Genomic DNA, 12,130 nt, shown 5'->3' with positions numbered 1-12,130 from the left:
GTGAACAAGGGTGGAAAAGCAGTATGAGTGTCTCATTATTGGCGGGGGGATTGCAGGGCTTCAAGCAGCCATACAGATGGGGCGATACAAGCATGACGTACTGGTTATAGATTCAAATGATGGGCGTTCGAATTTATGCAAGAGCTACCGCAACATTTTAGGCTGGCCTGATGGAGTGAGCGGTGACACGTTAAGGAAGCTCGGAAAGCAACAGGCAGAGGAGTATGGTGTGCAGTTTTTAAATGAGAAGGCGGTTTCCTGTACGGAAAAAGGCGAATGGATGGCGGTGGAAACAGAAAGTGGAAGGATTTATGAGGCGAAAACATTGTTGCTGGCCACAGGGGTGATGGACCGAATTCCCGATATTCCAAACATAAGGACATGTCTAGGAGCCACCATTTACGTTTGTCCGGATTGCGATGGCTATGAAGCGTCAGGAAAACGCGTCCTTGTATTAGGAGCAGGAAAAGCAGGGGCAAATATGGCGTTGGCATTAACGCATTGGACGAGTGATATCGTGTACATAAACCATGAAAAGAGTGAACTTGATTACTCGCTTGAGATGACATTAGCGGAACGTGGAATCACATATCGGTGTGAAGGAATTGATAAAGTGCTAGTGGAAACGGAAGACGTCTTCAAAGGAGTGAAACTTGCGAGCGGGGAAGAATGGTATGCCGATTGTGCATTTATCGCATTTGGTGGAAATGCTGTGCACAGCGAGATCGCCAAACAGCTCGGAGCGACCCTTTCGGAAAATCGGCATATTAAGGTTAATCCGAGAACGAAGGAAACGTCTATCCGTAATGTTTGGGCAGCAGGAGATGTGTCGGTACATTCCGAACAATCGACCATTGCGATGGGAGAAGGAACACAAGCGGCGATTTGGATTCATAAAAGACTGATTGGAGAGAGTGAAAGCTGATTCGTACAGAAATCAGCTTTTTTACGTGTTTTGGGAAGAGAAAGTTTATAAAATCTAAATGACGTAATAATTAGGTTATATTTATTGTATATAACTTAATTAGATTATATGCTAACGGTGTGAATTAATAAGGAAAGGAGTCCAACTTATGAAAAAGATGGGAGCTTTAATTACAAGTGCTGCCTTGTTAATGGGGAGCGCTCAAACAACTAGCGTATCAGCTGAAAATAGTAACGTAGAACAAAAAGAGAACTTAAACGTATTGGTGGGGACTAGTCAGAGTAAATTAACCAGCTTTTCTGACGTTACTCCTTCTCACTGGGCGTATAAAGAGATTACCTACCTATTAAACAATCAAATTGCCGATGCATTAAACGGCTCAAAATATGCACCTAATGAACAAATCACGAGAGGTCATGCAGCACGCATGCTAGCAAAAGCTCTAAAGTTAGATGTTAATAATGCATCATATAAGGATGTAACGTTTCCGGATGTGCCGAAGAATCATCCTGATTATCCCTATATTAAAGCGGTTGTAAATGAACAAATCTTTAAAGGACAAACAGATGGGAAATTTGGCGTTGATAATCCACTAACACGTGCTCAAATGGCGAAAGTATTGGTGGAAACATTTGATTTAACGGGAGATTACCCAATGAACTTTAAGGATGTTCCATCAACGAATTGGGCGTATCAATACATTGATACATTAGCCGCTGCCGAAGTGACGAATGGTTATCACGATTTAACCTATAAACCGAATAATTTAGTATCCAGAGCACAAATGGCAGCTTTTATCTATCGTGCGATGGAAGGATCACCGTTCGATGACCCAAATATCATGAATTATTTTGGTGGATTCGGCCCTTATACACAAGGACAGAAGATTATTAAAAACGGGGTTATTTTATTCGGAGAGTATGGTAAATTTGACAATTATTTACCGTCTAACAAGTTGAATCCATATATTAATCGACAGGTTTATCAAGTAACAAAATCTCTTTTAGACCCTAATTTCTATGTGACAACACAGTATGAAGAAGTAGCCGATTTTGGAAAACGAGTGAGGATTGCATTTGGAAATACTGATATGGCAAATGCGATGGGAAATCATTATTTTGCATATTTTCTTAACGAAAATCGTTATATGAAATATGGTACTAAACCAATCCCGTCTTTTAGTGATAAATCTGTCATTATGTTAAGTCTTAAATCTTTATGGAATGATTATAAGAATGTTGATAAAAAAACATTCACTGAACCTTTTTACACTCAGAAACTCAAGGATAGTCTGATTGCATTATTTCCAAATGGAGAGGACATTTATGATTTTGTTTTAGCGAAATATATTGAATCCCACCCAACTGGAAAAGAATTACTAGAAACGAAAAGAATTGGAAATGTACAACTTGATGTTAGCACTTCTAGTAACAGTTTGATAGTGAAATTTACTTATCTATAAGACAAGCCATAAGATGTTAGTACAATATTGCCACGTGTTAGGAGATGTACGTAACTAAATTTTTATATTTAAAGAGATTATTAGGTTTATTTACTATATTTGTATTGCTAATTTAATATTATCTGTCGTTCATTCTAATTGTATCAATTTTGAAAGCTGATTCCTAAGCGAATCAGCTTTTTTACGTGTTTTGCCCCTCATTATTACGAGAAAACGTTTTCGATATCCTCATCTACTCCGTTGTTTCGGTTGTTTTGGATGATTTCAAATAAGAGTTGTGCTTCATCTTGTGATAATGCAATGCGCTTCTCCTGTGTTTCCTCTCCTTCCGATTTTAAATGAAATTCGAGAAAACAGTGTTCTAACGTCTTTTTCGACATAACGTCGCCTCCTTTACGTGCGCCATATAGTATGTGCGTATATGTAGAAAATCAATCAAGAGAGAGGAACGTTTAGATGAAATGTTAAAAAAAGGGTTGAAAAATTTCAAAATCGCTTTATAATGAAAACTGTAATACGGTAATTAATACAGTTAATACACTATATACAGTTAAGACAGTGATGATAAATAGAAAGGAGGAACACAATGTTTAATCTAGATCTTCGCAGTCGTAAGCCGATTTATGAGCAGCTTGTTGATAAGCTCAAAGAGTTCATCATCCATGAAATGTTTAAAGCAGATGAGCAGCTGCCGTCTGTCCGCTTGCTTGCTAAAGAACTGACCATTAATCCAAATACGATTCAAAAAGCATACCGTGAACTCGAACATCAAGGCTATATCTATTCTGTTCCCGGAAAAGGCAGCTTTGTTTCACCCCAATCTGAAACGAAAAATAATGAGAAGGTGGAAAAAATGAAACAAGATTTAATTAAGCTGATTTCAGAGGCGATGTATTTAGGGCTGAAAAAAGAAGATATTTTAGCTCTTGTAGAAAAAGCGGAACAATCGGTGAAAGGGGGAGAGCACGTTGATTGAAGTGAAAAATGTCCGAAAAGAGTTTGAGGATATTGAAGCCGTCAAAAATGTGAATTTACATATTCGAAAAGGCTCCATCTACGGCTTGCTTGGCTCGAACGGAGCGGGGAAAACGACCCTTTTGAAAATGATTGCGGGCATTTATAAACAAGATGAGGGACAGGTACTAATTGGCGGACAGCCTGTTTTCGAAAATGTGGCCATTAAGCAAAAAACGATTTTCTTGCCGGATGCGCTATATTTTTTCCCACAAACAACAATTAAGCAAATGGCTCAATTTTATGCAAATGTGTACACGTCATGGAATGAAGAGCGGTTCCAAAAGCTTGGTGAGGTGTTTCCGATTCCGGTCACGAAAAAAGTGCACCGCTTATCAAAGGGGATGCAGCGGCAAGTTGCCTTTTGGCTCGCGTTATCGGCGATGCCGGATGTTCTTATTTTAGATGAACCGCTGGACGGATTAGATGCGGTTATGAGACAAAAGGTGAAAAATTTGCTTGTACAAGATGTGGCGGAGCGAGAAATGACCATTTTAATTTCTTCTCACAATCTACGAGAAGTAGAAGATTTATGTGACCATATCGGCATTTTGCATCACGGTACGCTTATGATTGAAAAAGAATTGGATGATTTGAAATCAGATGTGCATAAAATTCAAGTTGCCTTTACGAGTGATGTCCCACAAGCGTTCTTGCAAGATCTTGACATTTTGTATAAAGAACAGCGGGGAAGTGTGCTGCTTTGCATCGTGAGAGGGAAAGAGGAGCGAATCGTTTCCTATATTCAATCGCATCGTCCGGTTATTTTAGATATGCTCCCGCTTACATTAGAAGAAATTTTTATATATGAAATGGGGGATGTAGGTTATGCCATCGAAAACATCATCGTTTAATCGGGGGATTTTAAAGCAAAATATGCGGAGTGTCGGTTGGGTTGGACTCGTTTATTTTCTTTGTTTGACGTTTGCCATTCCACTGCAGCTTTTAATGATTTACTCCAATCCAGATCGAACTTACTATTATGAAGCAAAAGGGTTGTTTAATGTAAACGGCGAACTTCAAGTGCTGTTTTTGTTCACATTGCCTGTACTACTTGCCGTCTTTTTATTTCGTTATATGCATGTGAAGCTTCCGGCCGATTATATTCATAGCTTACCAATTCGCCGTGAAACATTATATCACCAGCAAGTATGGCTCGGCGCTTTGTTACTTATCGTTCCGGTTATGTTAACGGGTCTCATTTTGTTTGTACTTCACGGCACTTTAGATTTAACGAATTTTTATTCGAAAAGTGACATCGGTCAATGGATTATGTTGACATCCCTTTGGAACTTATTTGTCTTTTTAACTGGTATTTTTGTCGCAGCATTTACAGGGATGTCTGTACTTCAAGGAGCGCTTACGTATATCTTTTTATTGTTGCCAGCTGGCCTTATTACGTTGACGTTTATGAATGCGAAGTACTTTTTATACGGTTTTTCGGTTGACTACTATTTAAGCCAGCAAGTCGATCGTCTCATTCCATTTATCCGTGCTACAGAAATGGCGCGTCAACCGTTAACAGGAAAAGAGATTAGTGTGTACGTATTACTCATCATCCTTTTCTATATGGTCTCATTCTTCGTCTATAAAAAACGTCATATTGAAGCAGCAACACAGGCGGTTGCCTTTAAGCCTCTTCAGCCAGTGTTCCAATATGGGGTAACATTTTGTTCGATGCTTGTCGGCGGATTGTATTACGGAGAAACGCAAGGACATTTTAGCTGGATTTTATTTGGGTTGATTTCGGCGTCAATGATTGGTTATTTTGTTGCCGGCATGATTTTGCAAAAAACGTGGCGTGTATTTGGTCAGTGGAAAGGCTATATGTTTTATGCCATTGCGATGTTAGCGGTGGGGATTTTACTGCAAATGGATGTGACTGGTTATGAGAACAAACAGCCGGAGTTAGCTGATGTAAAGCGTATCTATTTCAGCGAAACGTTATATCCTTTAACAGAAGCGTATCAAAAGGAAAAAGAAGAGCGATTAGCTAGTGGAGATATGTATTGGGAAGATGAACAAGAAAATTATTTTAATGATCCCAATAATATGAAGCATATTTATGCGCTTCATCAGCAAATTCTTAAAGAAAAGCCGAAAGTCATACCTTCATACAAGACGCGTTCTGTGGCGATTGCTTATGAATTGAACAATGGTAAAAAAATCGTCCGCTATTACGACGTTCCGTTTGAAGAATATAAACCACTCTACAAACCAATTGTCGAATCTGAGGAATATAAAGAGAATCGTTATTCCCTCCTTCGTGACAGCAAGAAAAATGAGGTAGTCGATAAAATTACGATTCATCCAGAAGGAAGTGGCGACAAACGTGCTGTCATTGCTGACCCGGAAAAAATTGAAGAATTGACTGCCATTATTAAAGAAGAGTTGCAAACAGAAACAGCAGAACAAATATTTGATGATCGTTCAAACTGGGCATACATCGAGTTTTTATATAGTACGAATAAACAAATGAACGTATCGTGGAAAAAATCTTACAAAAAAGTCGAGCAATGGCTTAAAGACAATAACCTTCTTGAACAGGCACGCGTGATGCCAGAAGATTTGGCGTATGCGGTCGTTGTGAAAAACGAAGAAGGAAAAGAACGATACGAGTACATTCGCTCAGATGAAATTGAAGCGAAATTTAAAGATCGCTCAGACGGACTGCAAATTAAAGATAAGCAGCAGCTAGAGGAAGTATTGCTTGCGGCGAAGCAGGAAGAACGCGGCACATATGTTATTGCTTTTTACTTCATCGGAAACCCATATCCAGATTTCCAAATGTTCGATGAAGAAGAAGCACCAGATTTCATTAAAGAGTACTTCAATAAGTAAATGAAGGCCCTGTTATCCAATCAGGTGAAAAGAACTGATTGAATAACGGGGTTTTTTCTTTCTTAGTCTGAAACTTTTCCATTGTAATTCATTGGTTCCTCGTGTAAAATCCTGTATAATCTTATAGGAATAATACAATAAAGGTTGGATGACAAATGAAACTATATGATTCCATTCTTGATTTAGTGGGAAACACTCCCATTGTCAAATTAAACAACATTCCTGAAGTGAATGGGGCAGACGTCTACATAAAGCTGGAATCATTCAATCCGGGAGGAAGTGTGAAAGACCGTGCGGCAAGAAGCATGATTGAGCGCGCGGAAGCAGAAGGGAGACTTACTCCTGGAAAAAGTACGATTATTGAGCCAACATCTGGAAATACTGGTATTGGAATCGCCATGGTTTGTGCGGCGAAAGGTTATCGCTGCATCATTACGATGCCTGATAATGCGACGGTTGAGCGCGTAAAAATTTTAAAAGCATATGGAGCAGAAGTTTATTTAACACCATCAGCTTTACGTATGCAAGGAGCAATTGATGAGGCGGAGCGGCTTGCTGCTGATATGCCGGACAGCTTTATTCCGATGCAGTTTGAAAATGCAGCGAATCCGGATGCCCACCGCGGCACGACAGCGGTGGAAATCATAGATGCATTTGACGGGCAGCTCGATGCGTTCGTGCTCACAGCAGGGACAGGTGGAACGGTAACTGGGACAGGCGAAGAACTTAAAAAAAGAATGCCAGACTTAAAGATTTATGTAGTCGAGCCATACGGATCTCCAGTGCTGTCTGGAGGGGAACCAGGCTCTCATAAAATCCCAGGAACAGGCCCTGGCTTTATTCCGACGATTTTAAACCGTTCTATCTATGATGAGATTTTATTGATTAAAGATGAAGACGCACAAGTTATGGCTCGCCGCCTTGCAGCGGAAGAAGGCATTTTTGTCGGTGCATCTGGTGCAGCTGCCGCCCATTTTGCGGTCGAAACAGCGAAGCAGCTTCCGAAAGGAGCAAGAGTGCTTTGTATGGCGCCAGATACAGGGGAACGCTATTTATCTTCTGATTTATTTCCGGAATAATGAACAGGGAAGAAAAAGCTATAAAAGGCTTTTTCTTTTTTTGATGAAAAATATAGAAAACCGATGGGAATTGTTGTATTATGAAAAATGGAAAAAGGAGGGGTTAAATTGTCAACAATAGCCAAAAATCAAACGTTATTGCCAACGAAGAAAATCATCGGCACCCCGCCTAATCGAAACAAATGGTTAGGTACACTATCGCTTCTCGTATTAATTGGCGGTGCTGTTTTCTTATATGGCAAAGTATCTTTGAATCAAGCACTTTTATATTTGCTTGGCGGAATCGGGGGCTTCGTACTTTATCAAGCCCGTTTCGGATTTACTTCTGCTTGGCGTCAATTTATTTTATATCGACGCGGTGAAGGGATTCGTGCCCAAATGATTATGATGGTTGTGGCCAATGCATTGTTTTTACCATTAATCTTAAAAGAGAGCATGTTTGGTCACCCTGTGTCTGGATACGTATTTCCGGTTGGAATGTCCGTGCTAGTCGGGGCGTTTATTTTCGGAATCGGGATGCAGATGGGAGACGGCTGTGCATCTGGCACACTGTATCACATCGGCGGCGGTGACGTAAATGGGATGGTGACATTAATCGGCTTTATTGCGGGATCTGTTATTGCTACGACTCATTTTGATTGGTGGATGAACACGCCGCAATTTCAGCCGATTTCACTTATTCAGCAATTTGGCGTATTATCCGGTTTTGTCATTCAATTCATCTTACTAGCTGTCGTGTACTATGCAACAATCTGGTTTGAAAAACGCAAACACGGTAAACTCATATTAGAAAAAAGAGAACGTGAACAAGGCTGGAAAAACATGTTGAAAGGCCCATGGCCGCTTATTCTTGGTGGAGTTTTGCTGGCGGTCGTGAATGCGCTCGTTTTAATGTTACAAGGAAAACCTTGGGGAATTACATCTGCCTTTGCTCTTTGGGGAGCTAAAATGGTTCAAACGGTAGGGGCACACCCTGAAACATGGTCTTATTGGCAAGAACCATCAAGGGCCGCTTCATTAGACAACCCATTATATTTAGATGTTACAACCGTAATGGATGTTAGTTTAATGTTCGGCGCTTTATTTGCGGCCGCTCTTGCAGGTCGATTTAGCAAACCTGTTCAATGGAAGCTACCGACACGCATGACGATCGGTTCGCTTATTGGCGGATTGATGATGGGGTACGGGGCACGTATTTCATTTGGCTGCAACATCGGCGCTTATTTTGACGGAATCGCTTCTTTCAGCATGCACGGCTGGCTTTGGTTTGTTGCTGCATTTATTGGAAGTATCATCGGTGTGAAAATTCGGCCATATTGTGCCTATAAAAGATAAGAGAATATAAGGGGTGTCCGAAAAGAGGAAAACCATCTCTTTTCAGACACCCCCGCAAAATGGACCGTTACAAAAGCCCAGGAATAGTATGTTTTTTTATAAACGGTCCATTTTGTATAAACAAAAAAACAATCATTTTCCTAAACATTTTAAGACTTATTGGACAATTCCTTATTTATAGGTAATGAGCTGTCAAGCGGACATGTTTGCCGAATATCTTCATATATTATAGCAAACAATCTGAAAAGAGGGGTTCGTGTGGAAGTGTACGCAAGTTATTATGTGTTGTCCCATATTGACGATATATTGACGGTAGCTATTTGTATAAATGGAAACATTAGCGTCATTGTGGCGGGCGAAACGGATATTATTATGCGAAAGTTAGCCAATATATTTCGATGAAGGAGGTGGAAGAAGGGAGAGAAAATGACTTTCAAAAAAACTTTGTGATAAATATCACAAAGTGCTTGCTGTTTTTCCTTTCATTGATTATAATAAAAACATAATAAATGTGAAAAACTTCACAAATTTATATGTGAAATATTTCACAAAATATACTTTTAAGGAGGCACCTTCATGAAAATTGCAGTAATTGGGTGTACACATGCTGGAACGGCAACAGTTAAAAATATAGCGTCTCTTTATCCGAATGCAGATATTACGGTCTATGAAAAGAATGATAATGTATCCTTTTTATCATGCGGCATTGCTTTATATGTCGGAGGCGTAGCAAAAGATGCTAATAAATTGTTTTATTCATCACCGGAAGAATTGGCGTCAATGGGCGTAAATATGAAGATGAAGCATGAAGTGATTTCTATTGATACAGATAAAAAGAAACTCCAAGCGAAAAATTTAATAAATGGGGAAGTATTTGAAGAAACGTTTGATAAGCTTGTCATGACGACAGGTTCATGGCCAATCATCCCGAATATCGAAGGAATGAATCTTGACAATATTGTGTTAGCGAAAAATTTTGTTCATGCGAATCACATTATTGAAAAAGCGAAAACGGCGAAGAAAATTACAGTGATTGGTGCGGGATACATTGGGGTTGAACTTGTTGAAGCGTTTGAAAAATACGGAGCAGACGTGACGTTAATTGACGGCGGTGACCGTATTTTGAACAAGTATCTTGATCCAGAATATACGACAGTAATTGAAAAGCAATTGATGGAACACGGGGTAGAACTCGCTCTTAACCAATCGGTGACCAAATTTGAGGGAGCAGATGGAAAAGTTTCAAAAGTAGTCACAACAAACGGGGAGTATGAAGCAGATTTAGTGATTTTATGTGTCGGTTTCCGCCCAAATACGAAGCTTTTAGAAGGTCAAGTGGACATGCTTGAAAATGGAGCCATTATTGTGGATGAATACATGCGTACAAGCAAAAACGATGTGTATGCAGCAGGTGATAGTTGCGCGGTGTTTTATAATCCGACGAAACGCCCAATGTATATCCCGCTTGCGACGAATGCAGTGCGAATGGGCACACTTGTAGCGAAAAATATTATGGAACCATCTGTTAAATATATGGGAACACAAGGAACGTCAGGCTTACGATTGTATGATTTAAATATCGCTTCAACGGGTGTAACAGAAACAGCCGCTTCATTTTTCGGAATGAATGTGAAAAGCATCACAATCGAAGAACACGATCGTCCAGAATTCATGCCAACATATGAAACGATTTTATTCAAAGTGGTATACGAAGAAGCATCTCGTAGAATTGTCGGTGCGCAAATTATGTCTAAAGCCGATGTCACACAAGCCGTCAATACGATATCTATTTGCATTCAAAACGAAATGACGGTCGATGATTTAAGTTTTATGGACTTTTTCTTCCAACCGCATTACAACAAACCGTGGCATTTCTTGAACCAAGCTGGTTTGCAGGCAGAAGAAATGAAAGAACTTGTGCATAATTAAATGAATGGAAAAGGGAAGCCACATTGGTTTCCCTTTTTGTTATGTATGATGATTAGTTGGTTTCGACTGAAATGATGTCTCGAAGCTTTTCCATACCGACGGCCAAGTCATAGTCGCTTAACAAAGAGTAGCTTAGCCGTATGTAATGATGCTTCGGTTCATGAACGAAACAGGCTGATCCGGGCAAAAAGGAGATGGAAGCCTCATTTGCTTTCATAAGCAGGGTCATCGGGTGGAGTGTTTCTGGTAAGGCGACCCATATATTCAACCCTCCTTGAGGAACGTGAAAGCTCGTTTTCTCTCCTAGCGAAGAGAGGATGTTCACGGTCGTATCGCGCCGGATTTGCAGAGCGGTTCGCAATTTTTGCAGATGATTCCTCATGCGTTCTGTGCGCAAAAATGGAAGGAGCGCTTTTTGTGTTAAAAGCGGACTGCCGATATCCATTGCTGATTTGGCTGCATAAAGCCAATCAAATACAGGTCCTTCTGCAAACACGGCGGCGATGCGCACTCCTGGAGCCATCGTTTTGCTGAAGCCTTTTATATAGAGCACATGCCCGTTTTGGTCAAAATATTTAAGCGGAGGTGGAAGAACTTTCTCTTCAAAGTACATTTCACTGAATGAATCATCTTCAATAATAAAAAAGTGATAAAGTTCAGCAAGTTCCACGATTTCTTGTCGCCTTTGCCTGCTCATTAACGTTCCGGTCGGATTGTGAAAGGTAGGATTCACATAGATGAAAGCGGGCTTCTTTTTTTGACATATTTCTTCTAATCGATCTGAGCGCATGCCATGTTCATCCATCTCAATGGCGATGACTTGAATGCCTTTGTTCATGAATACATCAATGGCCGCTCCGTAGCACGGACTTTCCACAATAACGGTATCACCAGGCTTCAAAAGGGTTTGGGCGATAAGATCAATTCCTTGCTGGACGCCGCTTGTAATAATGAGATTAGAGGGAGAGGCGTTTAGACTTTGTTGCTCTTTTATATAAGCAGAGATAGCGAAACGCAGTTCTTCATCTCCTTGTACGGGTCCGTACGTTGCTAAAATCATTCGGTTTTTCTCCAAAACTTGCTTCATCTCATCGGCAAGAAACTGTGTCGGCAAGAGGCGGGGGTACACAACGGCCTGTGAAAAATCGTAATATTGTTTATTTCGATTAAGCAAATACTGGGAACGAACAACACTATAAGAAAGAGTCTGCTGCCAATCATATGGCAAACGTTGCGGCCTTGCTTGTTTATTGGTTCCTTTTGCATACACTCCTTTACCCGGCTGGACGGAGACGTATCCTTTCGTTTCGAGCCACTTATACGCTTTGCGTACGGTTAATAAGCTAACGCTCAGTTCATCTGCCAGCATTCGTAAAGAAGGAAGTTGTTCCCCATGTGCCAGCATACCTGTTTGAATTCGCTGTGCTATTTGCATACAAATTTGCTGATAGAGCGGCGTACTTGACTGTTTATGCAGCATTAATTTCATCCGAATCACCTTGTTTCTTTCCATCTATTGATTATTGTATCTCTATGTTAAGCGTA

Annotated in this window: 11 protein-coding genes; 9 read left to right on the top strand and 2 right to left on the bottom strand. The window is 40.3% G+C overall.

What is annotated here, in order from left to right:
- The first annotated feature begins 10 nt into the window (after positions 1 to 10).
- Positions 11 to 925 carry an NAD(P)/FAD-dependent oxidoreductase gene (locus ACXAEO_RS11465; RefSeq protein ID WP_474881005.1) on the top strand — a complete coding sequence of 305 codons (915 nt, stop codon included), beginning with the start codon at positions 11 to 13 and terminating at the stop codon, positions 923 to 925.
- A gap of 148 nt (positions 926 to 1,073) precedes the next feature.
- Positions 1,074 to 2,387, top strand: a complete 1,314-nt coding sequence (locus ACXAEO_RS11460) for an S-layer homology domain-containing protein (RefSeq protein ID WP_474881003.1) — start codon at positions 1,074 to 1,076, stop codon at positions 2,385 to 2,387.
- 203 nt (positions 2,388 to 2,590) lie between these two features.
- Here ACXAEO_RS11460 and ACXAEO_RS11455 read toward each other — a convergent pair whose 3' ends face one another.
- Entirely contained in the window at positions 2,591 to 2,767 is a 177-nt protein-coding gene (locus ACXAEO_RS11455; protein ID WP_474881001.1) for a hypothetical protein, read from the bottom strand.
- A 206-nt stretch (positions 2,768 to 2,973) separates the two neighbouring features.
- Here ACXAEO_RS11455 and ACXAEO_RS11450 point away from each other — a divergent pair, with 206 nt between their 5' ends.
- The 7 genes from ACXAEO_RS11450 (at position 2,974) to ACXAEO_RS11420 (ending at position 10,585) form a co-directional block, all read left to right on the top strand.
- Complete coding sequence (locus tag ACXAEO_RS11450) at positions 2,974 to 3,363, top strand: GntR family transcriptional regulator (RefSeq protein ID WP_474880997.1); 390 nt, start codon at positions 2,974 to 2,976, stop codon at positions 3,361 to 3,363.
- The gene (locus ACXAEO_RS11445; RefSeq protein WP_474880995.1) at positions 3,356 to 4,255 is read left to right on the top strand and encodes an ABC transporter ATP-binding protein; all 900 of its coding nucleotides are present in this window, start codon (positions 3,356 to 3,358) and stop codon (positions 4,253 to 4,255) included. Before ACXAEO_RS11450 ends, ACXAEO_RS11445 begins: the two co-directional genes overlap by 8 nt.
- Positions 4,230 to 6,242, top strand: coding sequence for a DUF6449 domain-containing protein (locus ACXAEO_RS11440; protein ID WP_474880992.1), 2,013 nt, complete (start codon positions 4,230 to 4,232; stop codon positions 6,240 to 6,242). Before ACXAEO_RS11445 ends, ACXAEO_RS11440 begins: the two co-directional genes overlap by 26 nt.
- A 155-nt stretch (positions 6,243 to 6,397) precedes the next feature.
- Positions 6,398 to 7,321 (top strand): cysteine synthase A, encoded by a 924-nt coding sequence (gene cysK, locus ACXAEO_RS11435; protein ID WP_474880990.1) that lies wholly within the window; start codon positions 6,398 to 6,400, stop codon positions 7,319 to 7,321.
- 153 nt (positions 7,322 to 7,474) lie between these two features.
- Positions 7,475 to 8,656 (top strand): YeeE/YedE family protein, encoded by a 1,182-nt coding sequence (locus tag ACXAEO_RS11430; protein WP_474884110.1) that lies wholly within the window; start codon positions 7,475 to 7,477, stop codon positions 8,654 to 8,656.
- Positions 8,657 to 8,914: 258 nt separating this feature from the next.
- Positions 8,915 to 9,058 carry a hypothetical protein gene (locus ACXAEO_RS11425; protein WP_474880988.1) on the top strand — a complete coding sequence of 48 codons (144 nt, stop codon included), beginning with the start codon at positions 8,915 to 8,917 and terminating at the stop codon, positions 9,056 to 9,058.
- A 174-nt stretch (positions 9,059 to 9,232) separates the two neighbouring features.
- A complete protein-coding gene (locus ACXAEO_RS11420; protein WP_474880986.1) occupies positions 9,233 to 10,585 on the top strand; it encodes an FAD-dependent oxidoreductase in 1,353 nt (450 codons plus the stop codon).
- A gap of 52 nt (positions 10,586 to 10,637) precedes the next feature.
- Here ACXAEO_RS11420 and pdxR read toward each other — a convergent pair whose 3' ends face one another.
- Positions 10,638 to 12,074, bottom strand: a complete 1,437-nt coding sequence (gene pdxR / locus ACXAEO_RS11415) for a MocR-like pyridoxine biosynthesis transcription factor PdxR (protein WP_474880984.1) — start codon at positions 12,072 to 12,074, stop codon at positions 10,638 to 10,640.
- Between the last annotated feature and the right edge of the window lie 56 nt (positions 12,075 to 12,130).

The sequence above is a fragment of the Bacillus sp. ABA4_010 genome (assembly GCF_056159105.1).
The sequence above is the reverse complement of the archived record's forward strand: the minus strand, read 5'-3'. Positions and strand labels throughout refer to the sequence as shown.